This is a genomic window from Pseudomonas sp. CFII68 (assembly GCF_000416195.1).
GTDB classification, from domain to species: Bacteria; Pseudomonadota; Gammaproteobacteria; order Pseudomonadales; family Pseudomonadaceae; genus Aquipseudomonas; species Aquipseudomonas kilonensis.
Genome location: NZ_ATLN01000122.1, coordinates 59182 through 83565 on the forward strand (window position 1 = coordinate 59182; position 24384 = coordinate 83565).

At 60.7% G+C, this 24384-nt stretch carries 20 protein-coding genes and 1 riboswitch; of the genes, 4 read left to right on the top strand and 16 right to left on the bottom strand.

The window, feature by feature from the left end:
- Nucleotides 1–94: 94 nt before the first annotated feature.
- The 3 genes from CFII68_RS04105 to ltaE all read right to left on the bottom strand — a co-directional run bounded on the left by CFII68_RS04105 (nt 95) and on the right by ltaE (nt 5201).
- Nucleotides 95–1336 (bottom strand): aspartate kinase, encoded by a 1242-nt coding sequence (locus tag CFII68_RS04105; RefSeq protein WP_014339802.1) that lies wholly within the window; start codon nt 1334–1336, stop codon nt 95–97.
- 92 nt (nt 1337–1428) lie between these two features.
- Complete coding sequence (gene alaS, locus CFII68_RS04100; RefSeq protein WP_018612652.1) at nt 1429–4050, bottom strand: alanine--tRNA ligase; 2622 nt, start codon at nt 4048–4050, stop codon at nt 1429–1431.
- A 146-nt stretch (nt 4051–4196) separates the two neighbouring features.
- Entirely contained in the window at nt 4197–5201 is a 1005-nt protein-coding gene (ltaE, locus tag CFII68_RS04095; RefSeq protein WP_018612654.1) for a low-specificity L-threonine aldolase, read from the bottom strand.
- Between the two features lie 266 nt (nt 5202–5467).
- Nucleotides 5468–5636: riboswitch (FMN riboswitch) on the top strand.
- A gap of 100 nt (nt 5637–5736) precedes the next feature.
- On the opposite strand from ltaE, the gene CFII68_RS04090 reads away from it, so the two are divergent.
- Nucleotides 5737–6246 (top strand): 6,7-dimethyl-8-ribityllumazine synthase, encoded by a 510-nt coding sequence (locus tag CFII68_RS04090; RefSeq protein WP_018612655.1) that lies wholly within the window; start codon nt 5737–5739, stop codon nt 6244–6246.
- Between the two features lie 125 nt (nt 6247–6371).
- Here CFII68_RS04090 and astE read toward each other — a convergent pair whose 3' ends face one another.
- From astE to acs, 13 genes are all read right to left on the bottom strand, one after another.
- Entirely contained in the window at nt 6372–7379 is a 1008-nt protein-coding gene (gene astE, locus CFII68_RS04085; RefSeq protein ID WP_003204782.1) for a succinylglutamate desuccinylase, read from the bottom strand.
- Between the two features lie 12 nt (nt 7380–7391).
- Nucleotides 7392–7679 carry a hypothetical protein gene (locus tag CFII68_RS04080; RefSeq protein WP_003178862.1) on the bottom strand — a complete coding sequence of 96 codons (288 nt, stop codon included), beginning with the start codon at nt 7677–7679 and terminating at the stop codon, nt 7392–7394.
- Between the two features lie 69 nt (nt 7680–7748).
- Nucleotides 7749–9095, bottom strand: coding sequence for an N-succinylarginine dihydrolase (gene astB / locus CFII68_RS04075; protein ID WP_018612656.1), 1347 nt, complete (start codon nt 9093–9095; stop codon nt 7749–7751).
- A 214-nt stretch (nt 9096–9309) separates the two neighbouring features.
- Nucleotides 9310–10779 carry a succinylglutamate-semialdehyde dehydrogenase gene (astD, locus tag CFII68_RS04070; RefSeq protein ID WP_177325059.1) on the bottom strand — a complete coding sequence of 490 codons (1470 nt, stop codon included), beginning with the start codon at nt 10777–10779 and terminating at the stop codon, nt 9310–9312.
- The gene (gene astA, locus CFII68_RS04065) at nt 10776–11801 is read right to left on the bottom strand and encodes an arginine N-succinyltransferase (RefSeq protein ID WP_018612658.1); all 1026 of its coding nucleotides are present in this window, start codon (nt 11799–11801) and stop codon (nt 10776–10778) included. Before astA ends, astD begins: the two co-directional genes overlap by 4 nt.
- 54 nt (nt 11802–11855) lie before the next feature.
- Nucleotides 11856–12875 (bottom strand): arginine/ornithine succinyltransferase subunit alpha, encoded by a 1020-nt coding sequence (gene aruF / locus CFII68_RS04060; RefSeq protein WP_018612659.1) that lies wholly within the window; start codon nt 12873–12875, stop codon nt 11856–11858.
- A 257-nt stretch (nt 12876–13132) separates the two neighbouring features.
- Nucleotides 13133–14353 carry an aspartate aminotransferase family protein gene (locus CFII68_RS04055; RefSeq protein ID WP_018612660.1) on the bottom strand — a complete coding sequence of 407 codons (1221 nt, stop codon included), beginning with the start codon at nt 14351–14353 and terminating at the stop codon, nt 13133–13135.
- Nucleotides 14354–14706: 353 nt separating this feature from the next.
- Nucleotides 14707–15687: a GlxA family transcriptional regulator gene (locus tag CFII68_RS04050; protein WP_018612661.1), complete on the bottom strand. Its 981-nt coding sequence runs from the start codon at nt 15685–15687 to the stop codon at nt 14707–14709.
- 113 nt (nt 15688–15800) lie between these two features.
- Nucleotides 15801–16565: an ABC transporter ATP-binding protein gene (locus CFII68_RS04045; protein WP_018612663.1), complete on the bottom strand. Its 765-nt coding sequence runs from the start codon at nt 16563–16565 to the stop codon at nt 15801–15803.
- 56 nt (nt 16566–16621) lie between these two features.
- Nucleotides 16622–17320 (bottom strand): ABC transporter permease, encoded by a 699-nt coding sequence (locus CFII68_RS04040; protein WP_018612664.1) that lies wholly within the window; start codon nt 17318–17320, stop codon nt 16622–16624.
- A complete protein-coding gene (locus CFII68_RS04035) occupies nt 17317–18006 on the bottom strand; it encodes an ABC transporter permease (RefSeq protein WP_014339811.1) in 690 nt (229 codons plus the stop codon). The genes CFII68_RS04040 and CFII68_RS04035 overlap by 4 nt, the downstream gene beginning before the upstream one ends.
- Nucleotides 18007–18096: 90 nt before the next feature.
- Nucleotides 18097–18870, bottom strand: a complete 774-nt coding sequence (locus CFII68_RS04030) for an ABC transporter substrate-binding protein (protein ID WP_018612665.1) — start codon at nt 18868–18870, stop codon at nt 18097–18099.
- Nucleotides 18871–19569: 699 nt separating this feature from the next.
- Nucleotides 19570–21525: an acetate--CoA ligase gene (gene acs / locus CFII68_RS04025; RefSeq protein WP_018612666.1), complete on the bottom strand. Its 1956-nt coding sequence runs from the start codon at nt 21523–21525 to the stop codon at nt 19570–19572.
- Nucleotides 21526–22059: 534 nt separating this feature from the next.
- On the opposite strand from acs, the gene CFII68_RS04020 reads away from it, so the two are divergent.
- From CFII68_RS04020 to CFII68_RS04010, 3 genes are all read left to right on the top strand, one after another.
- Complete coding sequence (locus CFII68_RS04020) at nt 22060–22323, top strand: DUF2790 domain-containing protein (RefSeq protein ID WP_018612667.1); 264 nt, start codon at nt 22060–22062, stop codon at nt 22321–22323.
- A 32-nt stretch (nt 22324–22355) separates the two neighbouring features.
- Nucleotides 22356–22571 carry a hypothetical protein gene (locus CFII68_RS04015; protein WP_018612668.1) on the top strand — a complete coding sequence of 72 codons (216 nt, stop codon included), beginning with the start codon at nt 22356–22358 and terminating at the stop codon, nt 22569–22571.
- 490 nt (nt 22572–23061) lie between these two features.
- Nucleotides 23062–24312, top strand: a complete 1251-nt coding sequence (locus tag CFII68_RS04010) for a ribonucleotide-diphosphate reductase subunit beta (protein WP_018612669.1) — start codon at nt 23062–23064, stop codon at nt 24310–24312.
- The last annotated feature ends 72 nt before the right edge of the window (nt 24313–24384 follow it).

Consider the following 24384-nt stretch of genomic DNA (forward strand, 5'->3'; position numbering starts at 1 on the left):
CTAGTATTGACCAGCGCGGGCAAAAGAACAGTTTTGGGACGCGCCATTCAGAAAAACAAAGGGCGCGGTCCAGCCGCGCCCTCCAGACAACGCTTTACTCGCCCGGTTGGGCAGCAGCGTCGAGTTCGAAAGCCGTGTGCAGGGCGCGCACGGCCAGTTCCAGGTACTTCTCTTCGATCACCACGGAAACCTTGATTTCCGAAGTAGAGATCATCTGGATATTGATGCTTTCCTTAGCCAGGGATTCGAACATGCGGCTGGCCACGCCTGCGTGGGAGCGCATGCCGACACCGACGATCGAGACCTTGGCGATCTTGGTATCGCCCACCACTTCCCGGGCACCGATCTCGCCAGCGGTTTTTTTCAGTATCGCTTCGGCCGACTGGTAGTCGTTACGGTGCACGGTGAAGGTGAAGTCAGTGGTGTTATCGTGCGAGACGTTCTGCACGATCATGTCGACTTCGATGTTCGCGGCACTGATCGGGCCGAGAATCTTGAACGCCACGCCGGGGGTGTCTGGCACGCCACGGATGGTCAGCTTGGCTTCATCGCGGTTGAAAGCGATGCCGGAAATGATCGGCTGTTCCATGGATTCCTCTTCATCAATAGTAATGAGGGTGCCCGGACCCTCTTTGAAGCTGTGCAGAACGCGCAGCGGAACGTTGTACTTGCCGGCGAATTCGACCGCCCGGATCTGCAACACCTTCGAACCGAGACTGGCCATTTCCAGCATCTCTTCGAACGTGATCTTGTCCAGGCGCTGGGCCACAGGCACCACGCGTGGGTCAGTGGTGTAGACACCGTCCACATCGGTGTAGATCTGGCATTCGTCAGCCTTGAGGGCCGCTGCCAGCGCTACGCCCGTGGTGTCGGAACCGCCACGACCGAGGGTGGTGATGTTGCCCTGCTCGTCCACGCCCTGGAAACCGGCGACGACCACGACACGGCCAGCCTTCAGGTCGCCGCGAATCTTCTGGTCGTCGATCTGCAGAATACGCGCTTTATTGTGCGCGCTGTCCGTCAGGATACGCACCTGGTTGCCGGTGTAGGACACCGCCGGCACACCACGCTTGATCAGCGCCATGGCCAGCAAGGCGATGGTCACCTGCTCGCCAGTGGAAACGATCACGTCCAGCTCACGGGGAACCGGTTGCTGGTCGCCGCTGATTTGCTTGGCCAGATCGATCAGACGGTTGGTCTCGCCGCTCATTGCCGACAGCACAACCACCAGGTCATCGCCCGCCTCGCGGAATTTCTTAACCTTGTCGGCGACTTGTTCGATTCTCTCGACAGTGCCGACCGAGGTGCCTCCAAATTTCTGTACGATCAAAGCCATTTCAAAGCCGCCTCTGCCCATGAAGGGCGCCCAATAAATCACTCAAACAGCGGCTGGGCTCGTCACTAGACCACGAGCCCAGCGGCGCTGCCTTAAATACCCTGCTCTACAAATGCAACGGTCTGGGCCAGTGCCGCGTCCAGTGCGCCGACGTCGGTACCACCGCCTTGCGCCATGTCCGGACGACCACCGCCCTTGCCGCCCACTGCCGCAGCGGCTTGCTTCATCAAATCACCGGCTTTGAGTTGGCCAGTCAGGTCTTTGGTCACGCCTGCGACGAGAACGACCTTTTCCTCATGGACACTGCCGAGCAGGATCACTGCGCGGCCGAGTTTGTTTTTCAGTTGATCGACCAGCGCCAGCAGCGCCTTGCCATCCTGGCCGTCCAGACGCACGGCCAGCACGTTCACGCCCTTGACGTCCACGGCCTGGGCCGACAGATCGTCGCCCGCGGCGCTGGCGGCCTTGGCCTGCAACTGCTCGAGTTGCTTTTCCAGCAGGCGGTTGCGCTCCAGCACAGCCGACAGCTTGTCGATCAGGTTATCGCGGCTGCCCTTGATCAGGGTTGCCGCTTCCTTGAGTTGTTCTTCGGCCACGTTGAGGTACGCCAGGGCCGCCGCGCCGGTGACCGCTTCGATCCGGCGCACGCCGGATGCCACGCCACCTTCGCTGATGATTTTCATCAGGCCGATGTCACCGGTGCGGTTGGCGTGGATACCACCGCACAGCTCGACGGAGAAGTCGCCCATGCTCAGCACGCGCACGCTGTCGCCGTATTTCTCGCCGAACAACGCCATCGCGCCCTTGCGCTTGGCGGTCTCGATGTCGGTTTCTTCGGTTTCCACCGGGGTGTTCTTGCGAATCTCGGCGTTGACGATTTCTTCCAACGCCTTGAGCTGCTCAGGCTTGATGGCTTCGAAATGGCTGAAGTCGAAGCGCAGGCGCTGACTGTCCACCAACGAACCCTTCTGCTGGACATGCTCGCCCAGCACCTGGCGCAACGCAGCGTGCAGCAAGTGCGTGGCGGAGTGGTTCAGCGACGTGGCATGCCGAACGTCGGCGTCGACATGGGCGGCCACCGGGGCGGCGATCATCAGGCTGCCCGAAGCCAGCACGCCGTGGTGCAGGAACGCGCCACCGGTCTTGGTGGTGTCACGCACGTCGAAACGCGAACTGCCCGCCTGCAGGTAACCGCTGTCGCCGATCTGGCCGCCGGATTCGGCGTAGAACGGGGTCTTGTCCAGCACGATCACGCCTTCCTGGCCTTCGCTCAGGATGTCGACCGACTGCCCGTCCTTATAGATGGCAACGATCTTGGCCGAGCCGGTGGTGCCGGCATAACCGGTGAACTCGGTGGCCACGTCAACCTTGACCAGGCTGTTGTAGTCCATGCCGAAGGAGCTGGCGGAACGCGCACGCACCCGCTGGGCGTCCATCTCACGCTCGAAACCTTCCTCGTCGAGGGTCAGGTTGCGTTCGCGGGCGATGTCGCCGGTCAGGTCCATCGGGAAACCGTAGGTGTCGTACAGCTTGAACACCACATCGCCCGGAACCACGTTGCCCTTGAGCTCGGCCAGGTCCTGCTCGAGGATCTTCAGGCCTTGCTCCAGGGTCTTGGCGAATTGTTCTTCTTCAGCCTTGAGCACGCGCTCGATGTGCGCCTGCTGGGACTTGAGCTCCGGGAAGGCTTCGCCCATCTCGGCCGCCAATGCCGCGACGATCTGATAGAAGAAGCTGCCCTTGGCGCCCAGCTTGTTGCCGTGACGGCAGGCGCGACGGATGATCCGGCGCAGCACATAACCGCGGCCTTCGTTGGAAGGCAGCACACCGTCGGCGATCAGGAAACCGCAGGAACGGATGTGGTCGGCCACCACTTTGAGCGACGCCTGGTTGTCGTTGGTGCAACCGATGGCCTGGGCCGACGCGCTCAGCAGGCTCTGGAACAGGTCGATTTCGTAGTTGGAGTGAACGTGCTGCAGCACCGCACTGATCCGCTCCAGGCCCATGCCGGTGTCGACCGACGGCGCTGGCAGCGGATGCAACACGCCATCGGCGGTGCGGTTGAACTGCATGAACACGTTGTTCCAGATCTCGATGTAGCGGTCGCCGTCTTCTTCCGGCGAGCCGGGTGGGCCGCCCCAGATGTCGGCGCCGTGATCGTAGAAAATCTCGGTGCACGGGCCGCACGGGCCGGTGTCGCCCATGGTCCAGAAGTTATCGGAGGCGTAAGGCGCGCCTTTGTTGTCGCCAATGCGCACCATGCGCTCAGCCGGGACACCGACCTCTTTGGTCCAGATGTCATAGGCTTCGTCGTCGGTGGCGTAGACCGTTACCCAGAGCTTCTCCTTGGGCAGGTTCAGCCACTTGTCGGAGGTCAGGAAGGTCCAGGCGAAGGTGATGGCGTCGCGCTTGAAATAGTCACCGAAGCTGAAGTTACCCAGCATTTCGAAGAACGTGTGGTGACGTGCGGTATAACCGACGTTTTCCAGGTCGTTGTGCTTGCCGCCGGCACGCACGCACTTCTGGCTGCTCACCGCACGGGTGTAGGCACGCTTTTCCTGGCCCAGGAAGCAGTCCTTGAACTGGTTCATCCCCGCGTTGGTGAACAGCAGGGTCGGGTCGTTGCCCGGAATCAAAGAGCTGGAGGCTACTCGGGTGTGGCCTTGCTCTTCGAAGAAGCGAAGGAAGGCTTCACGGATTTCTGCGCTTTTCATTAGGTTCTTCCACGGAGGCTGCGGCCAAAGGCCTGTGCAAAACGTCAACAGACGAAGCAACGGCAAAGGGCCGCATTATATCGGCCCTGCGCGTGGGGTACAGCGTGTTTATGCGATAGAAACTGTCAATTGGCCCGGTTGACGGGTCAGTGGCGGGAAAAATCGACGAAAGCGGCGATCACCTGGTCGATTTGCGCCGCGCTCACGTCCATGTGCGTCACCATTCGCAGACGTGGCGCCGCGCTGAGCTTGACGCCCCGTTCATCGGCAAATGCCTTGATCGCCTCGGCCCGCTCGCCCATTTGCACGTAGACCATGTTGGTCTGCACCGGCTCGACCTCGTAACCCGCCGCGCGCAAGCCCTCGGCGAGCCGCTGGGCATTGGCGTGGTCATCGGCCAGGCGCTGGACCTGATGTTCCAGGGCATACAGCCCAGCTGCCGCAAGGATCCCGGCCTGGCGCATGCCGCCGCCGACCATCTTGCGCAGCCGGCGGGCCTTGCCGATCAGCTCGACGCTGCCGCACAGGACCGAGCCCACCGGCGCGCCGAGGCCCTTGGACAGGCACACCGACACCGAATCGAAATATTGCGTGATCTGTCGGGCATCGACATTCAGCTTGACCGCAGCGTTGTACAACCGCGCCCCGTCCAAATGCAGGGCCAGGCCATGTTCCTGGGTGAAACGCCGGGCCCGGGCCAGGTATTCCAATGGCAACACCTTGCCCTGCATGGTGTTTTCCAGGGCCAGCAGGCGAGTGCGAGCAAAGTGGAAGTCATCGGGCTTGATCGCCGCCGCGACGTGCGCCAGATCCAGGGAACCGTCCGCCTGCACCTCAAGGGGCTGGGGCTGGATCGAACCGAGCACGGCCGCCCCGCCGCCTTCGTATTTATAGGTGTGGGCTTGCTGGCCGACGATGTATTCGTCACCGCGCTCGCAGTGGGCCATCAACCCCAACAGGTTGCTCATGGTCCCCGTGGGCACGAACAGCGCTGCGGCAAACCCCAGGCGCGCGGCCAGTTCAGCCTCGAGGCGATTGACGGTCGGGTCTTCCCCATACACGTCATCGCCGGTCGGCGCGCTGGCCATGGCATCGAGCATGCCGACGGTAGGTTGGGTGACCGTGTCGCTGCGAAGATCGATAACGCTCATGAATCTGGCCTCGGGTGCTGGAGGGGGAATTCCCTTTCGAAGGGCAATTACTGCGGGCATGGCGAGGAATAATCAAGCCCGATCGACGGAAAGGGCAACAACCCCCTTGTGTGCTGTGGGAGCAAAGCTTGCTCGCGATGGCGTCAGGTCAGGCAGTATTGATGTTGACTGACCCACCGCCATCGCGAGCAAGCTTTGCTCCCACGGCTCGCTCCCACAGTGGGTTATGTGTTAAAAATTGTCCGCCGTCACACAGCGTGGCGGCAAAACGTTCTCAGGGCGGGGTGTAATTCCCCACCGGCGGTAATTGCACGCAACGTGCATAGCCCGCGAGCGCTTGGTGGTGCACCGCTTTTTGGGGTGTAGCGGCAAGGTCAGCAGACCCGGTGTGATTCCGGGGCCGACGGTCATAGTCCGGATGAAGAGAGAACGGGATTGGCACCCAAGGGCCGACTGCGACTGTCCGTGCGCGGCGTACCCTCGAATCCCCTTCGATTCATGACGCCCTGTTTTTCACACAAACAGGAACCAGAACATGCAACCCACTGCAATCGACAGCAAAAGCAAAAGTCATCCGGGCGAGCGCGTCGCGTTCATCCAGGCCTGCTGGCACAAGGAAATCGTCGACCAGAGCCGTAAAGGCTTCGTCGCCGAAATGATCATCCAGGGTTATCAGGAAAGTGATATCGACTTCTTCGAAGTCGGTGGTGCCTTCGAGATTCCGCTGCACGCCAAGCTGCTGGCCAAGTCAGGCCGCTACGCTGGCATCGTCGCCGCCGGCCTGGTGGTGGACGGTGGCATCTACCGTCACGAGTTCGTCGCCCAATCGGTGATCAGCGGCCTGATGCAGGTCCAGCTGGAAACCGAAGTGCCGGTGTTCTCGGTGGTGCTCACGCCGCATCACTTCCGTGCAGGGGAAGAACATCAGAAGTTCTTCTTCGAACATTTCGTGCACAAGGGCCAGGAAGCAGCGAAAACCTGTGCCGATACATTGCACAAGACCCGGGCACTGCGTCGCAGTGAACAACGGGCGGTAGCGGTTTAAATCCAAACGCAGATCCAAATGTGGGAGCGGGCTTGCTCGCGAATGCGGTGTGTCAGTTAACAATAATGTCACTGACACACCGCATTCGCGAGCAAGCCCGCTCCCACAATGGTTTTGTGGGGATTTTAGATCAGGTTTTCATCGGTCGCCGGCACGATCAGGATGCCAGCCCGCAAGCCATTCTTGACCTTGGGGTTCGGAAAGATGATCCGGGCGCCCTCCTCTTCGATCACCCAGCGGGTCTGGGCGATGTCTTCGGCCAGCACGTAGCCTTTCCCCAATTCCGAGAAATTCTCGATGTCCGCCGGCAGGTTCAGGCGGAAGCTGTCGCTGTGCTTGATGATTTCCCGGGCGACGCTGAACAGCTGCAGGCCATCGAGCCCTTCATCCAGCTCCGGCTCGTTGCCCTCGATGATCTGTTGCAGGCGGGTTTCCAACAAGCTGACGTTGACGCCGTCGTTCTGCCCGAATGGCCGGGCCTTGCCCAGTTCCAGGGTGAAGGACTCGGCACCCAGCTGGTCGTAGGTGTAGGCGCTGAACACAATGGACGGTTTGTTCTGCAGCAACACTGCCTCCATACCCCCGGCACGCAGGCGTGCCAGTTCACGGCGTGAATGCTGGCGACCTTCTTTCCACGGGTAGAGGGCGAACTGCTCGATCTTCGAGCCGCGGATGGCGGTGTGCAGGTCGTAATGCAAGCGACTGCGTTCTGGCCGGCTGAAGAAACTGGCGGCCAAGCGCTCCAGCTCGCAGGCCCGTAGCGCCTCAGGACCGCCGCTCAGCTCATGGCGGCCATTGAACAGGCGGTTGACGTCCTGTTCGACGAAACGCTCACCGCGCCGGATGGCCTCGGGATTGCCGAACAGGAACAGAATGCGTGCCCGCGGCTTCAAATGGCCACGGGCGATGTCATGCAGCAAGCGGTCGAGCAACTCGATCGGCGCGGTTTCGTTGCCGTGGATACCGGCCGACAGCAGCAGGTCCAGGCCGTTATCCCGGGCTTCGGGCGGCTTGACCTCCAGCGCGCCCTCGCTCAACCAGCGCATCCGTACGCCTTCGACAGTCAGTTGAGTCTTCTCCGCCGGTTCACGGCCGGCGAGGGTCAGTTCAAGCAGTTTGCCGAGGGCGAGCATAGCGCTGTTTCCTTAATGGTCGTGGCCGCAATCCGGGCCATGGACATGGTCATCGTCGCCGACGTCCGCCGGTTCCATTTCCAGTTGCAGGCTGACCAGGTTGGTCGCCAATGGACGCAACAACAGGTTGGCGTATTCCTCGTCCCCTTCCTCGACATCGACGCCGATCAGCAACTGACCGCGGCCATCCTGCTGGATCCACAACTCCTTGCCTTGCCACATCACCGCGACGCGGGTGCAGGAAGTTTCCAGTTGGGTGCCGTCGGTGTCTTCAAGGATCAGCTGCAGGGTATCGCTCATGTCTTTACATTCTCGTCTGGGGATAAGGCAACGCGCCCTGCTTTGACTGTAGTCAGGTCGCGCGCGCTTTCAATTGATCTGGAAAGGATAAACCGAGCCAAGTTTAAGGATTTGTGTCAGTTCATCCAGTGCCGCACGGCATTCGAGCAGCAACTGCGGGTCTGCCAGATCGTTTTCGGTCATGCGGTCGCGGTAGTGCCGCTCGACCCATTGGGTCAGCGAATCGTACAGCGGCGCGGTCATGATAACCCCTGGGTTGACGGCCGCCAGCTCGGTTTCATTGAGCGCCACGCGCAACCTCAGGCAAGCCGGGCCGCCGCCGTTCTGCATGCTTTGCTTGAGGTCGAAGACCTTCACTTCGCGAATCACCCCGCCAGCGCCCGTCAGACCTTGCAGGTAGTGCCAGACACGTTCGTTGCTACGGCACTCTTCCGGCACGATCAAGAGCATTGAACCGTCGGGACGCGACAGCAACTGGCTATTGAACAGGTAGGAACGTACCGCGTCATCGACGGTGACCGCCGAACGCGGTACGCACACCGATTGAAATTTCCCACCGACCTTGGCGAGTTTGCTGCTCAATTCAGCCAGCATCTTGTCGGTCTCGAGAAACGCGTCCTCGTGATAGAACAGCACTTCGCCATTGCCCACCGCGATCACGTCGTTGTGGAACACACCCTGGTCGATCACCGATGGGTTCTGTTGGGCGTACACCACGCCCTCCTCCCTCAGCCCGTGCAGGCGGGCAACGGCCTGGGAAGCTTCCAGGGTCTGGCGCGCCGGGTATTTCTGCGGCGCGGGATAGCGGGTGTCAAAAGCGCTGCGACCGAACACGAAGAACTCGACACCGGCCTCACCGTAGGCGCGGCAGAAACGGGTGTGGTTGGCCGCGCCTTCATCGCCGAACTGCGCCACCGCCGGCAAGGCGGCGTGGTGGGCGAAGTGGTGCTGGTTGGCGAACATCGCCCCCAGCACGCGACTGGTGGTCGGGTGCTCGATGCTGCGGTGATATTTGCAGTTCAGGTTGGCGGCGGTGAAATGCACGCGGCCATCGGCCGTGTCAGCGCTCGGGCTGACCGTGGCGGCGTTGGCCACCCACATGCTGGAGGCCGAGCAACTGGCAACCAGCAGCGGCATCGCTTCTTTCGCGGCCTGCTGGATGACTTGGGCATCGCTGCCGGCAAAGCCCAGCCGGCGCAGGGCCGCCACGTCCGGGCGCTCCTGCGGCGCCAGCACACCCTGCTGGAAACCCATGTCCATCAGCGCTTTCATTTTCGCCAGGCCCTGCAACGCCGCTTCCTTGGGGTTGGAGGACTGCTGGCTGTTGCTCTGGGACGCGACGTTGCCGTACGAGAGCCCGCCGTAGTTATGGGTCGGCCCCACTAGACCGTCAAAGTTGACTTCATAGGATTTCATCAGCGAGGCTCCACGAGAATCTGTTTTTTATAGGCATCAATAACAACCGAGTCACGGCTATCGCGGGCAAGCCTTGCTCCCACAGGTTTTGCATAACTCCTGTGGGAGCAAGGCTTGCTCTCACAGATTTGGCATAACTCCTGTGGGAGCAAGGCTTGCTCTCACAGATTTGGCATAACTCCTGTGGGAGCAAGGCTTGCCCGCGATGGCGGTCTCAAGACATGCGCACACCGGGAGTGAGGGCAGCCGGCATCACAAGGCTTGGTGTCTCCAGGGAAGCCACCGGATAAGCGCAATAATCGGCCGCGTAATAAGCGCTGGCGCGATGGTTGCCCGAGGCGCCGACACCGCCGAACGGCGCGCTGCTGGCGGCACCGGTCAGCTGTTTGTTCCAGTTGACGATACCGGCGCGGCTTTGCAGCCAGAACTGCTGGTAACGCGCCTGGGAATCGGACAGCAACCCGGCGGCCAGGCCATATTGCGTATTGTTGGCCTCGGTGATTGCCGCTGCGAAATCTTTGTAGCGGATCACTTGCAGCAACGGCCCGAACAGCTCTTCATCAGGACGCTCGGCCACGGCCGTCACGTCCAGGATACCCGGCGTCAGCAATGCGGCCTGGGCCTGCGGTTGGGTCATGCTCAACAGCGGCACCGCGCCTTTGCCCAGCAAATGGTTTTGCGCATCCATCAGCGCCTTCGCCGCGGCCAGGGAAATCACCGAACCCATGAACGGTGCCGGTTGCTGGTCGAAGGCACCGACTTCAAGGGTCGAGCTGACCGCCACCAGGCGCGCCAGCAAGGCATCACCCCAGGCGCCTTCCGGCACCAGCAGGCGGCGCGCACAGGTGCAACGCTGCCCGGCGGAAATGAAGGCGGACTGGATAATGGTGTAGACCGCCGCATCGACGTCCGCCACCTCATCCACCACCAGCGGGTTGTTACCGCCCATTTCCAGCGCGAGGATCTTGTCCGGGCGTCCGGAAAATTGTTGATGCAGCAGATTGCCAGTGCGGCTGGAGCCGGTGAAAAACAGCCCATCGATGCCTGGGTTCGCCGCCAGGGCGATGCCGGTTTCCCGCGCCCCTTGCAGCAGGTTCAGTACGCCCGCCGGCAGACCAGCCTCGACCCAGCACTTGACCGTCAGCTCGGCGACTTTCGGCGTCAGCTCGCTCGGCTTGAACAACACACTGTTGCCGGCCAGCAGCGCTGGCACGATGTGGCCGTTGGGCAAATGACCAGGGAAGTTGTAGGGACCGAACACCGCCACCACACCGTGGGGCTTGTGGCGCAATACAGCGGTGGCGTCGCCCAGGGGGCCGCTCTTCTCGCCGGTCCGCTCGCGGTAACTCTGCACCGAAATGGCGACTTTGTTGACCATGCTGGTCACTTCGGTCGCCGCTTCCCACAACGGCTTGCCGGTTTCTTCACCGATGCACTGGGCCAGTTCGTCCGCGTGATTTTTCAGGGCAGCGGCAAAGGCTTCCAGCACCTGGATGCGTTCATCCAGCGAGCGCCGAGCCCAATCCGGGAACGCCTGGCGCGCGGCCTGCACCGCCGACTCCACTTGCGCCGCCGTGGCGCCGTTACCCGACCACAATACCTGCTGGGTCACCGGGTTCAACGACTCAAAGAGGTCGCCCTGGCCTTCCAGCCAGCTTCCTGCGATGTACAGCGAGTTCATCATTTCGACTCCCGGGCAGCAGACAACGCGACGGCACGTACCTGATCACCGGCGTTGAGTTGAAGACGTTTGGCGGTCAGCGGATCGACCACCAATGTGCCGGCGGCAAAGCGCGCCGGTGCGGCGGTAATGCGGCAGTCTTCGCGCTTGCGGTTATGGATGAGGAACGGCGTGGCATCATCGCCCGGCGTGCCGATGGCCAGCACCAGCGCCTGGCTGTCACGAATCGCGCGGATCTTGCCGGTTTCGCATTCAACCGCCGGGCCGGCGTCGAAGATGTCGACGTAACCCTGGTAGCTGAAACCTTCGCTCTTGAGCATCGACAGCGCCGGCTCGGTGTCGGGATGAACCTGGCCGATCACGGCCCGGGCATCTTCGGACAAGAAACAGGTGTACAGCGGAAACTTGGGCATCAGCTCGGCGATGAACGCCTTGTTGCCCACGCCGGTGAGGTAATCGGCCTGGCTGAATTCCATCTTGAAGAAGTGCCGGCCCAGGCTTTCCCAGAACGGCGAACGACCGTTGTCGTCGGACATGCCGCGCATCTCGGCGATGATCTTGTTACCGAACAACTGTGGGAATTCGGCAATGAACAACAGCCGCGCCTTGGCCAGCATCCGGCCATTGAGACCACTGCGGAAATCGGCATGCAGAAACAGCGAGCACAGCTCGGAATTGCCGGTCAGGTCGTTGGCCAGGAACAGCGTCGGGATTTCCCGATAGATGTTCAACTCCTGGGACGCGCTGACCGTCAGGCCGACCCGGAAGTTGTACCAGGGCTCACGCAGGCCCACGGCGCCGGCGATGGCAGAGATGCCCACCACGCGACCGTCGTCGTCTTCGAGCACGAACAGGTAGTCCGCGTCACCGCGCCCGGCTTCGCCGCGAAAGGTCTTCTCGGCCCAGCCGACCCGATGGGCCAGGCGCTCTTCGTTGGCCGGCAGGGTGGTCAGGCCGGTGCCGGTGCTGCGGGCCAGGGCGATCAGAGCGGGTAAATCGCTGCTGCGTACGGGACGAACGATCATGCTATCTCCTCAAACGGGTCGCTCACGCCACCCGCGAAACTCAGCGGTAAAGCGTTAAACGGCTACCAGACGCACGCTGGCGCCTTCGCCGACGCCCAAGGCTTCGGCCGCTTCCATGTCCAGCGTCACAGGTTTGCCCGGCGCGTAATCGAGATCGAGCAGCACGGCGCGGTAATCCTGCAATTGGGCATTGGCCACCAGGTATTGGCGGCCGGCACCCTTGACCGGTTCGCCGATCTTGACCGGCACCACGCGGCTCTGGGCAATCGAGCGGATGCCCGAGACACGAGCATGCAGGGTCGGGCCACCGTCGAAGATGTCGATGTAGTGATCGGTCTCGAAACCCTCGCGCATCAGGATGTCGAAGGTGATCTGCGCCCGCGGATGGACCTGGCCCATGGCTTCCTGGGCGGCGTCCGGCAACAGCGGCACGTAGATCGGGTAATGGGGCATCAGCTCGGCGAGGAAAGTACGGCTTTTCAGCCCGCACAAACGCTCGGCGGCGGCGTAGTTGAGGTCGAAGAAGTTGCGACCGATGGCGTCCCAGAACGGCGAGTCGCCATTCTCATCGCTGTAGCCGACGATCTCGGTCACCACCGAATCGGCAAACCGTTCCGGGTGGCTGGCGACGAACAGCAGACGCCCGCGGGAATTGAGTTCCGACCATGGCGAGCCCACCAGTTCCGGCACCACGTAGAAACTGGTCAGCAGGCTGTTGCCAGTCAGGTCGTGGCACTGGGAGAGCACGTGGATCTTGTTGTGGATCTTCAGTTCACGGGAGGCGTGAACAAAGGTCTCGTTGCGAAAGCTGTAGAACGGTTCGGAATAACCGGCCGAAGCGACGATGGCCGAACAGCCCGCCAGTTTGCCGGTCGCGGTGTCTTCGAGGACGAAGAAATAGCTCTCTTCGCCATTGAAACTGACTTCGGCGGCGAACGAGGCTTCGCTTGCGGCGATCTTGTCGCTCAGGCGTTCCACGTCATCCGGTAAGGAAGTGACACCGATCGGACTGTCCGCAGCCAGACGCTGTACCTCGCCCAGATCAGCCATTTGCGCGGGGCGCATCACCAGCATGGTGTCACTCCTTAACTTGAAATAAAGGGTTCGACCGTCAGGTCGATACACAGAGAATAAAAACCGGACCTGCTCCCCACCGACTCAATATGGGACCAGGTTTGTAGGAGCAAAGCTTGTGGGAGCAAGGCTTGCCCGCGATGCAGGCGACGCGGTCCTTGGTGAACTGAGGAACCCGCATCGCGAGCAAGCTTTGCTCCCACAAACCTGCACCCACATAAGTCCGGCTCCCACAATGGAGCCGGTCAAGTCTGAAATCAGGCTTGGCTCAACTTCGCCGCAGCCCGCTCGAAGCGGTCCAGGCCTTCGTCGATGTCGGCGTCTTCCACCACCAGGCTCGGAGCAAAGCGAATCACGTCCGGGCCGGCTTGCAGGATCATCAGGCCTTCCTGTTCGGCGGCGTTGAAGATGTCCTTGGCCTTGCCTTTCCAGGCGTCGTTCAGCACGCAGCCGATCAGCAAGCCCAGGCCGCGCACTTGGGTGAACAGGCCGTACTTCTCGCCGATCTGCTCCAGGCGAACCTTGAACTTGTGATGCTTGGCTTTGACACCCGCGAGCACTTCAGGGGTATTGACCACATCGATCACCGCTTCGGCCACCGCGCAGGCCAGCGGGTTACCGCCATAAGTGGTGCCGTGGGTGCCGACGACCAGGTGCTTGGCCAGCGCTTCGGTGGTGAGCATCGCCGCGATCGGGAAACCACCGCCCAGGCTCTTGGCGCTGGTGAGGATGTCCGGGACCACGCCGTAATGCATATAGGCAAACAGGTGACCGCTGCGGCCCATGCCGGTCTGCACTTCATCGAACACCAACAGCGCGTCGTGGGCATCGCACAGGTCGCGGGCGCCTTGCAGGTAGGCCAGTTCGGCCGGCAGCACACCGCCCTCGCCCTGGATCGGTTCCAGCACCACAGCGCAGGTCTTGTCCGAAATGGCGGCTTTCAAAGCGGCCAGGTCGTTGTAAGGAACGTGGGTGATGCCAGTAATTTTAGGCCCGAAGCCGTCGGAGTACTTCGACTGCCCGCCGACGTTGACGGTGAACAGGGTACGACCGTGGAAGCTATTGAGTGCGGCGATGATTTCGTATTTTTCGCTGCCGAAACGATCGAACGCGACGCGACGGGCCAGCTTGAAGGCGGCCTCGTTGGCTTCGGCGCCGGAGTTGCAGAAGAACGCGCGCTCGGCAAAAGTCGCGCTGACCAACTTATGGGCCAGGCGCAGGGCCGGCTCGTTGGTGAAGACGTTGGACACGTGCCACAGCTTGTTGGCCTGTTCGGTCAGTGCACCGACCAGTGCCGGGTGGGCATGGCCCAGTACGTTGACTGCGATACCGCCAGCAAAGTCGATCAACTCACGACCGGATTGGTCCCATACGCGGGAACCGGCGCCACGCACAGGTATGAAGGCAGCAGGTGCATAGTTGGGAACCATAACCTGGTCGAAATCGGCGCGTTGTACCGCGGCTTGCTCAACGGACATCGGAGTCTCCTGATGAGGAACACCCGCCTGGAACTGGCGGGCTTGGTAAGGATTGTAAGGACAGTTTTCAGCCCGGCCTTGCCGCCAAGCGACAACTTCTTATAGCGCCAACCCACGTTTTTCGCGGGTTTACGGCAATGCGACAAATAGCGTCGCAAAGGCGCAGTTTAAACGTTGCCGGTGTATTTGAGGGGCTGGCTTCCACATTTCCCTCGGCCATGCAAAACACTTGTGGCGAGGGGACTTATCTGTGGGAGCAAAGCTTGCTCGCGATACAGGCGCCTCGGTTCACCAAGGACCGCATCGCCTGCATCGCGGGCAAGCCTTGCTCCCACAGAAGCGTGTTTTTCCACTTAGCCGCGCTCGGACGGCACCGAGGACAATTCGAACGGGCTGCTGCTGCGTCGCTGGTTGCGGTCTTCCCGCGGTGTGGCGCCGAAGAAGTTGCGGTAGGCGCTGGAGAAGTGCGGCCCTGAGGAGAAGCCGCAGGACAGGCCGATCTGGATGATGGATTTGCTGGTCTGCATCAGCATCTGCCGGGCCTTGTTCAGGCGCAGCTCCAGGTAATACTGGCTAGGCACGCGATTGAGGTATTGCTTGAAGATCCGCTCCAGCTGCCGACGGGATACACAGACATGCTGGGCGATTTCGTCGGTGGTCAGCGGCTCTTCGATGTTGGCCTCCATCAGCAGCACCGCCTGGGTGAGCTTTGGATGGCTGGAGCCAAGGCGGTTCTGCAACGGGATGCGCTGACGCTCGCCACCCTCGCGAATGCGCTCGACCACCAATTCTTCCGACACCGCACCGGCCAGTTCCGCGCCGTGATCGCGAGCCAGCACCGCCAGCAACAGGTCGAGCACCGACATGCCGCCGCAAGCGCTCAGGCGATCGCGGTCCCAGTCAAACAGATGGCTGGTGGCGATGACCTTGGGGAAGCGCTCGGAGAAATCGTCCTGCCAGCGCCAGTGCACGGCGGCACGGTAACCGTCGAGCAAACCCAATTGCGCCAAGGGATAGACACCGGCAGACAAACCGCCAATCACACAACCGGCACGCACCAGTTGCTTGAGGGCACTGCTCAGGGGCGAGGCCAATGCAGTCGGTGGCTCATCGGCCAGCAGGAACAGCTTCTGGAAGCCTTCGAGCTTGCCGGCCCAGGGCTCGCCCGGCAGTTGCCAGGCGCCGTCGGCCGGCGGTTCGGCCTGCAAGAACGACAGTTCGTAGACCACATCCGGATGCACCCGCTGAGCAACACGCAAGGCCTCCTCGGCCAGCGCCAGCGTCAAGGCTTTAGTGCTGGGCCAAATCAGGAAACCTATTCGATGGGCAGTCATGGCGGGCAATCCGAAGCGAAAACAGTGTTAAAGCCAAAAGCGGCTGCAACCAAATTAGACCATCTGGCGCGCGGTGCGCAGCATGACCCAAATCAGGTGCGTCACGGGAGCGATTACTTGAGGCTGCCCGAAAGAAATTGTTGCAGGCGCTCGGATTGCGGATTGACCAGCACTTCGCGCGGGTTGCCGCTTTCTTCGACGATGCCTTTGTGCAAGAACACCAGTTGGTTCGACACTTCACGGGCAAAGCCCATTTCGTGGGTCACCACCACCATGGTCCGGCCTTCCAGGGCCAGGGCCTGCATCACCTTGAGCACGTCACCTACCAGTTCCGGGTCCAGAGCCGAGGTCGGCTCGTCGAACAGCATCACCTCCGGTTCCATCGCCAGCGCACGGGCAATCGCCACACGCTGCTGCTCGCCGCCGGACATATGGCCCGGGTAGGCATCCTTGCGATGGGCCACGCCAACCTTGTTCAGGTAGTGCTCGGCCTTTTCCCGCGCTTCAGCCTTGGCCACGCCCAGTACATGCACCGGCGCTTCCATGATGTTTTCCAGCGCAGTCATGTGGGACCACAGGTTGAAATGCTGGAACACCATCGACAACCGCGAACGCATGCGCTGCAGTTGCTTGGGGTCCGCGGCCTTCAACGCGCCGTCCTTGCCGGCGACCAGCTTCAACTCTTCATTGTTGAGCAGGATCTTGCCCGCATGGGGTTGCTCAAGCAGGTTGATGCAACGCAGGAAAGTACTCTTGCCGGAGCCACTGGAGCCGATGATGCTGATCACATCGCCAGCGGCGGCTTTCAGGGACACGCCCTTGAGCACTTCGTGACTGCCATAGCGTTTATGCAGGTCTTGGACTTCAAGCTTGTACATGCGGTCGGTTCTCACAAAACGTCAGTCGTTGAGCAGTCGATCGGATCGATGCGTTATCAGTGCTTGCGCGGGGCCAGGTAACCCAGCCAGCGGCGCTCGGCCAGTTTGAACAGGCGCACCAGGATGAAGGTCAGGCACAGGTAGAAAACGCCGGCCGTGATGTAGGCCTCGAACGGCAAGTAGTACTGCGCGTTCACCGTGCGCGCGGCACCGGTGATGTCGATCAGGGTCACGATGGATGCCAGGCTGGTGGTCTGCAACATCATGATCACTTCGTTGCTGTATTGCGGTAGCGCCCGACGCAAGGCCGATGGCAGCAGGATCCGGCGATACAGCTTGTAGCGCGACATGCCCATGGCCTTGGCCGCTTCGATCTCACCGTTGGGCGTGGCCCGCAGGCTGCCGGCGATGATTTCGGCGGTGTAGGCGCTGGTATTGATGGCGAACGCCAGGCACGCACAGAAGGTCGCACTGGACAGCCACGGCCAGAGGAAGCTTTCGCGAACGATCGCGAACTGCGCCAGCCCGTAGTAGATCAGGAACAGCTGGACCAGCATCGGCGTGCCGCGGATCACGTAGGTGTAAAGCCAGGCCGTCATGTTGACCGCCGGCCGCTTGGACACCCGCATCAGCCCCAGGGGCAACGCCGCCAGCAAGCCGAAGAACAGCGACAGGGCCAACAGCTTCAGGGTGGTCAACAAGCCACTGAAATACAGCGGCAAGGCTTCATAGATGACGTTGTAGTCGAAGATCATAGATCAGCCGCCCTTACGCCTACCGAGTAGCGCTTCTCAAGGTGACGCAACGCCAGCAACGAGACACTGGTGATCACCAGGTACATCGCCGCCACTGCGAGGAAGAAGGTGAAAGGCTCGCGCGTGGCATCCGCCGCCTGCTTGGCCTTGAACATCATGTCTTGCAGGCCCACCACCGAAATCAGCGCGGTAGCCTTGGTCAACACCAGCCAGTTGTTGGTGAAACCCGGAATCGCCAAGCGAATCATCTGCGGCACCAGCACCCGGAAGAACACCTGGAACCCGTTCATGCCGTACGCCATGCCGGCCTCGGCCTGCCCCTTGGGGATCGCCATGAACGCGCCGCGGAAGGTTTCCGACAGGTAGGCACCGAAGATGAAGCCCAGGGTGCCGATACCGGCCGCCAGCGGGTTCAGGTCGATGTAGTCGTCATAGCCGAGCATCGGTGCCACGCGGTTGAGCAGGTCCTGGCCGCCATAGAAAATCAGCAGGATCAGCACCAGGTCGGGAATGCCGCGAATGACCGTGGAATACAAGTCGCCCAGCCACGCCAGCCAGCGCACCGGAGAGAGGCGCAACGCAACGCCGATCAACCCCAGGACGATGGCCAGGGCCATGGACGACAAGGCGAGCTCAAGCGTCAACCATGCGCCATCGAGGATGACAGCCCCGTAGCCTTTCAACATGATTCAGGTCCTCGAAAGTGGGATGAAAAAATGGCGCAAACCGCAGAGATCCTGTTGCTTGCGCCATTTCGCACGAGTGGCGGGACGTCGTTACTTGCCGTAGATGTCGAAAGCGAAGTATTTGTCCTGGATTTGCTTGTACTTGCCGTTCGCGCGGATGGCGGTGATCGCTGTGTTGATCTTGTCCTTCAGGGCATCGCCCTTGCGAACCGCGATACCGATACCGTCGCCGAAGTATTTCTCGTCGGTAAAGGCTGGGCCTACAAATGCGAAGCCTTTGCCGGCGTCGGTCTTGAGGAAGCCGTCATCCAACAGCGTAGCGTCTGCCACGGTGCCGTCGAGGCGGCCGGCGGACACGTCCAGGTAAATCTCGTTCTGCGAACCGTATGGCTTGATCTCGGCACCCAGCGGAGCCAGCACTTCACGGGCGAAACGCTCGTGGATCGAACCACGTTGCACGCCGATGTTCTTGCCCTTGAGCTCGGCCAGGTTGTCGCTGACCTGGGTACCGGCCTTCATCACCAGACGGGCCGGGGTGTTGTAGTACTTGTTGGTGAAATCAACCGATTTCTTGCGATCTTCGGTGATCGACATGGACGACAGGATCGCGTCGATCTTGCGGACCTTGAGCGCCGGGATCAGGCCGTCGAACTCTTGCTCGACCCACACGCACTTGACCTTCATCTCTTCGCACAGCGCATTGCCGATGTCGTAGTCGAAACCGACGATGCTGCCATCCGGGGCTTTCGAGGCGAACGGAGGGTAAGCCGCTTCGATACCAATCTTCAGGGGCTTCTCATCAGCGAAGGTTGGCAGGGACAGCACGGACAGTGCCAGGGCGCCAAGCAGCACAAGTTTCTTCATCTTGGGACTCCATCGGTAAAGGGCAAAAACGGCAGAGTGAGCAACAGCCCAATATGCGAATGGGTGAAACGAACTTTGGTGCTGCGTCCTAGGAAGCTCACGTTTTATTCAACACGAGCCACGACGAGCGAGTGATCGGCATTCTAACGACAGGCCCGAAGCCGATATTTCTTCAATGCGACAACAAATTACAGAAGCACCGAGAAAGCGGTTCGAGCGCATTGACAGCCCCGCAAATTCATGCACGAGCAAAAGAAGGGAAACCGATCTATGCTGCAAATAGCGGGCCCATTATTCGCAAACCCTTCTAATCCGGCAAGCACAGCGTGTCGGCTTATTTTTGGAGAGGCCTGGAAGCGCCCTGTAGCGGGGCTTGGCGTTTCACATCGCCCCGTTGTGGCGCCTTTTGTTACACATTTCGAAACACCGGTAACGTTCAGACACTTCCTACTTTAAACGCCGATATTTATTCGCAGACCATGCCAGCCGAACACAAAACACTTTGGCAGAGGACTTATCCCGGCGCAGAGGTTTAGAAACAAGGCTTTGTGGGAGCAAAGCTTGCTCGCGAAACAGACGCCTCGATTTCTGCAAGACCGCATCGCCTTCATCGCGGGCAAGCCTTGCTCCCACAAAAGCCTCATAAAAAAGCCCCGCTCGGCACTGCCGGGCGGGGCTTTTCGGTTTTACGGGTTACCCTCAGGCAACGTTCATGGTCTTGTGCGTCTCGATCAGGTGCGCCACCACACCCGGGTCGGCCAGGGTGGAGATATCACCCAACCCGTCGTACTCCGCCGTGGCGATCTTGCGCAGGATGCGGCGCATGATCTTGCCAGAGCGGGTTTTTGGCAGCCCCGGCGCCCACTGGATCACATCCGGCGAAGCAATCGGACCGATCTCCTTGCGCACCCAGTTCTTCAGTTCCAGGCGCAGGGCCTCGCTGGTTTCTTCGCCGGCATTGAGGGTGACATAGACATAGATGCCCTGCCCCTTGATGTCGTGCGGCACACCGACCACCGCCGCTTCGGCGACTTTCGGGTGGGCGACCATGGCGCTCTCGATCTCGGCCGTGCCCATGCGGTGACCGGACACGTTGAGCACGTCATCCACCCGACCGGTGATCCAGTAGTAGCCATCCTCGTCGCGACGAGCGCCGTCGCCGGTGAAGTACATACCACTGAAAGTCTTGAAGTAGGTGTCGACAAAACGGTCATGGTCGCCGTACAGCGTACGCGCCTGGCCTGGCCACGAATCGAGGATCACCAGGTTGCCTTCGGCGGCGCCTTCGATCAGGTTGCCCAGGTTGTCCACCAACGCCGGCACCACACCGAAGAACGGACGCGTGGCCGAACCTGGCTTCAATGCCGTGGCGCCTGGCAGTGGGCTGATCAGCACGCCACCGGTTTCGGTCTGCCACCAGGTGTCGACGATAGGGCAGCGTTCCTTGCCGACATTCTTGTAGTACCAGCCCCAGGCTTCCGGGTTGATTGGCTCACCCACCGAACCCAACAGGCGCAGGCTGCTGCCGTCAGCACCTTCGACGGCGGCGGTGCCCGAGGCCATCATCGCGCGGATCGCGGTCGGCGCGGTGTAGAGGATGTTGACCTTGTGCTTATCGATGACCTTGGCCACCCGGGTGATGTCCGGGTAGTTCGGTACGCCTTCGAACAGCAGCGTGGTCGCGCCATTGGCCAGCGGGCCGTAGACGATATAGCTGTGGCCAGTGACCCAACCCACGTCGGCGGTGCACCAGTACACCTCGCCCGGCTTGTAGTCGAACACTCGCTCATGGGTCAGCGCCGCGTACAGCAAGTAGCCGGCCGTGGTGTGCTGCACGCCCTTGGGCTTACCGGTGGAACCGGAGGTGTAGAGGATGAACAGCGCTTCCTCGGCACCCATTTCCTTCGGCGCACAAACGGTGCCGGCCACCTTCATCAGGTCTTCGTACCAGATGTCGCGGTGCTGGTTCCACTTGATGCCGCCACCGGTGCGCTTGCAGACGATGACTTTCTGGATGCTGCTGGTTTCCGGGTTGGTCAGCGCGTCATCGACGTTGGCCTTGAGCGGGATCTTCTTGCCGGCGCGAACGCCTTCGTCGGCGGTGATCACCACTTTGGATTTGCAGTCGATGATCCGACCGGCCAGCGCTTCAGGCGAGAAACCGCCGAACACCACCGAGTGAATCGCACCGATCCGCGCGCAGGCCAGCATCGCGACCACGGCTTCAGGGATCATCGGCATGTAGATGGTCACCACATCGCCGCGGTGCACGTCTTGGCCGCGCAGGGCGTTGGCGAACTTGCAGACTTCTTCATGCAGCTCGCGATAGGTGATGTTGCGGCTCTCGGCAGGGTCATCGCCCTCCCAGATAATCGCAATCTGATCGCCGCGCTCGGCCAGGTGACGGTCGAGGCAGTTGTAGGAAACGTTCAGGGTGCCGTCGGCGAACCACTTGATGTCGACGTGGTGATCGTCGAAGGACGTCTGCTTCACCGTGGTGAAAGGCTTGATCCAATCGAGGCGCTTGGCCTGCTCGCGCCAGAAGCCGTCCGGGTTGACGACCGACTGCTGGTACATGGCCTTGTAGGTCGCCTCGTCAGTCAGCGTATTGGCCGCAACCTCGGGACGAACGGGATACACAGAAGCCGCACTCATCTTTCTTACCTCGGTGAATAGTTGTTTTTGTATGATCCCGTTGTAGCCCGGGGCGGGCCTATAGAACCATTCGACGATGGTAGTAACAAGTCCCTACAAAATGTCGGTACTAGTGGGAGCCGAGCTTGCTCGCGATGGCGGTGGATCAGCTTGCATTGATATTGACTGGCACACCGCTTTCGCGAGCAAGCCCGCTCCCACAGTTGAATTTCAGTGAACACCTATTTTGTGTCCGACACAGATCCCCTGTGGGAGCGGGCTTGCTCGCGAAGACGGCGGTAAGTCCAACACAGATGTAACAGACAGCCACCGCTTCCTGCAGCGATTATTACCAGATCAACCAACAGTGTTTATCAAAACCGAGTCTGTTTACCCCCACCCTCACCTTCTAAAATCCACCTCGCCAACCGGCAAACACGATTAGCGCAACACAGCCCCCACGAAGGCCGTTAATCCAACTTCCAACATCAGCTCCACACGCAACCCCAAAAAGGTTGCGTGACCCCACTCGACCTCAAAAAAGGTGAAATACAGATGAAAGCTTTATGGGTTCTGGTCCTCGGCAGCCTGTGCGCCACCGCGATGGCAGACGAGCTCCCGACCGATGTTGCACAGCAAAAACCGGCCATTGAGGAGTACACCTACTCCATCCACCTGGACATCGCCAAAGTCATCTCCATGAGCGCCATCCCGAACGTCTGCGAAGTGGTCCCGGCGAAGATGGAGTACGACGATTCCAAGGGCCAACGCCACATCCTGCGCTACAGCGTCATGGGCAACGGCTGCTCCAACGGCTGACTGACTTGATAAAGGAATTTGGAGCAACCACCATGAAAACCCATCTGATCCTGGCCCTGACCCTGTCCGTACTGGCCGCCAATACCTTCGCCGCCGACGGGTTTGATCGCACCGGTAGCGCCGTCGCTGAAGACGGCTACGACCACACCGGCTCCGCCACTGTCGCGCAAGACGGCTACGACCGCACCGGCTCTGCTACCGTTGCCGCCGATGGCTACGATCGCACCCGTTCAGCCTGCATCGGTTGATCATTACTGACATTTTCCACGGCCCGGTTTCGATCGGGCCTGGTTGTGTCTAGAACCGCTTAAACCCCTCCGAAAACACAACATGTAGTGCAAACCTGCAAAAAACGCTCGTTTTTTGATCAAAAAAAACCGCGATACGATCCATGCAAAAAAAATCTTCAGCGGCCAAAGCCTTGTAAACCCTCGCTCCCACGCGGATATACCACCCGCTACCCCTTCTGTGAGCTATTTCGCCGCAGCACGTAGGCAAAAAAGTCCTTATAATGCCGCCTTAAACGGGCCTGCAATATTCCCTTACAGGGGATCACGCCAGCCTGGAGCCCACGCAGAGGCCAATCACCTCCTCGCGTTCACAGCCGCTCCGGAATGACCCGTACATTTTTCTGTTTATTGCCTGCGTCAGCTGCTGCAACAAACGATTTTTCCAAGATCCACCGCGGCCAGTAGGCCTTCATCGGGCATCTGGCCCTCACGCAGGAGACGACACGTCATGCTGAGCTGGGACGAATTCGACAAAGAAGACAGCGGCGAAGTCGCTGTAAAAGGCGCCAACGCCGGCCACGCTTCTGAAGCCAACATGGACCGCCTCGACAGCGCTGGCGGTGCCGCCGCCCTCGAAGCGCGGGCCGTGACAGCCAGCGACTCGGCCGCGATCATTCGCGCCAAGGCCGCCCTCGACAAACTCGACGTCGCCGAAGGCCTCGCCGAACTCGAAGGCGCCGCCGCCCGTGTCGCCGTCGATGAAAAGCGCATGATCAACTGCCGCGCCGACCTCAACCAGCTCGTGCCGTTCAAATACGACTGGGCCTGGCAGAAGTACCTGGACGGCTGCGCAAACCACTGGATGCCGCAAGAAGTCAACATGACCGCCGACATCGCCCTCTGGAAAGACCCGGAAGGCCTGACCGACGACGAGCGCCGCATCGTGATGCGCAACCTGGGCTTCTTCTCCACCGCCGACTCCCTGGTTGCCAACAACCTGGTCCTGGCCGTGTACCGCCTGATCACCAACCCGGAATGCCGCCAGTACATCCTGCGCCAGGCGTTCGAAGAGGCGATCCACACCCACGCCTACCAGTACTGCATCGAATCGCTGGCCATGGATGAAGGCGAAATCTTCAACATGTACCACGAGATCCCATCGGTCGCGAAAAAAGCCGCCTGGGGCCTGAAATACACCCGTTCGATCTCCGATCCGAAGTTCGAAACCGGCACCCCGGACACCGACAAAGAGCTGCTGCGCAACCTGATCGCTTACTACTGCGTCCTGGAAGGCATCTTCTTCTACTGCGGCTTCACCCAGATCCTCTCCATGGGCCGCCGCAACAAAATGACCGGCGTCGCCGAACAGTTCCAGTACATCCTGCGCGACGAATCCATGCACCTGAACTTCGGCATCGACGTGATCAACCAGATCAAAATCGAAAACCCACACCTGTGGGATGCCGAGATGAAGGAAGAAGCGACCCAGATGATCCTGCAAGGGACCCAACTGGAGATCGAATACGCCCGTGACACCATGCCTCGCGGCGTGTTGGGCATGAACGCGGCGATGATGGAGGACTACCTCAAGTTCATCGCTAACCGTCGCCTGTCGCAGATTGGTCTTAAGGAAGAATATCCAGGGACGACTAACCCGTTCCCTTGGATGAGCGAGATCATGGACTTGAAGAAAGAGAAGAACTTCTTTGAGACGCGCGTGATTGAGTATCAGACGGGTGGGGCTTTGAGCTGGGATTGATTTGAAAGAAAAATCCTAGGCTCCACGCGTAACTAAAAACCCCGTGAAAACGGGGTTTTTGTATTTCTACAG

What these genes read in the sequence shown, in the direction of transcription:
- CFII68_RS04105 (WP_014339802.1), bottom strand. Translation starts at nt 1,336, where the DNA reads ATGGCTTTGATCGTACAGAAATTTGGAGGCACCTCGGTCGGCACTGTC.
- alaS (WP_018612652.1), bottom strand. Translation starts at nt 4,050, where the DNA reads ATGAAAAGCGCAGAAATCCGTGAAGCCTTCCTTCGCTTCTTCGAAGAG.
- ltaE (WP_018612654.1), bottom strand. Translation starts at nt 5,201, where the DNA reads ATGAGCGTTATCGATCTTCGCAGCGACACGGTCACCCAACCTACCGTC.
- CFII68_RS04090 (WP_018612655.1), top strand. Translation starts at nt 5,737, where the DNA reads ATGCAACCCACTGCAATCGACAGCAAAAGCAAAAGTCATCCGGGCGAG.
- astE (WP_003204782.1), bottom strand. Translation starts at nt 7,379, where the DNA reads ATGCTCGCCCTCGGCAAACTGCTTGAACTGACCCTCGCCGGCCGTGAA.
- CFII68_RS04080 (WP_003178862.1), bottom strand. Translation starts at nt 7,679, where the DNA reads ATGAGCGATACCCTGCAGCTGATCCTTGAAGACACCGACGGCACCCAA.
- astB (WP_018612656.1), bottom strand. Translation starts at nt 9,095, where the DNA reads ATGAAATCCTATGAAGTCAACTTTGACGGTCTAGTGGGGCCGACCCAT.
- astD (WP_177325059.1), bottom strand. Translation starts at nt 10,779, where the DNA reads ATGATGAACTCGCTGTACATCGCAGGAAGCTGGCTGGAAGGCCAGGGC.
- astA (WP_018612658.1), bottom strand. Translation starts at nt 11,801, where the DNA reads ATGATCGTTCGTCCCGTACGCAGCAGCGATTTACCCGCTCTGATCGCC.
- aruF (WP_018612659.1), bottom strand. Translation starts at nt 12,875, where the DNA reads ATGCTGGTGATGCGCCCCGCGCAAATGGCTGATCTGGGCGAGGTACAG.
- CFII68_RS04055 (WP_018612660.1), bottom strand. Translation starts at nt 14,353, where the DNA reads ATGTCCGTTGAGCAAGCCGCGGTACAACGCGCCGATTTCGACCAGGTT.
- CFII68_RS04050 (WP_018612661.1), bottom strand. Translation starts at nt 15,687, where the DNA reads ATGACTGCCCATCGAATAGGTTTCCTGATTTGGCCCAGCACTAAAGCC.
- CFII68_RS04045 (WP_018612663.1), bottom strand. Translation starts at nt 16,565, where the DNA reads ATGTACAAGCTTGAAGTCCAAGACCTGCATAAACGCTATGGCAGTCAC.
- CFII68_RS04040 (WP_018612664.1), bottom strand. Translation starts at nt 17,320, where the DNA reads ATGATCTTCGACTACAACGTCATCTATGAAGCCTTGCCGCTGTATTTC.
- CFII68_RS04035 (WP_014339811.1), bottom strand. Translation starts at nt 18,006, where the DNA reads ATGTTGAAAGGCTACGGGGCTGTCATCCTCGATGGCGCATGGTTGACG.
- CFII68_RS04030 (WP_018612665.1), bottom strand. Translation starts at nt 18,870, where the DNA reads ATGAAGAAACTTGTGCTGCTTGGCGCCCTGGCACTGTCCGTGCTGTCC.
- acs (WP_018612666.1), bottom strand. Translation starts at nt 21,525, where the DNA reads ATGAGTGCGGCTTCTGTGTATCCCGTTCGTCCCGAGGTTGCGGCCAAT.
- CFII68_RS04020 (WP_018612667.1), top strand. Translation starts at nt 22,060, where the DNA reads ATGAAAGCTTTATGGGTTCTGGTCCTCGGCAGCCTGTGCGCCACCGCG.
- CFII68_RS04015 (WP_018612668.1), top strand. Translation starts at nt 22,356, where the DNA reads ATGAAAACCCATCTGATCCTGGCCCTGACCCTGTCCGTACTGGCCGCC.
- CFII68_RS04010 (WP_018612669.1), top strand. Translation starts at nt 23,062, where the DNA reads ATGCTGAGCTGGGACGAATTCGACAAAGAAGACAGCGGCGAAGTCGCT.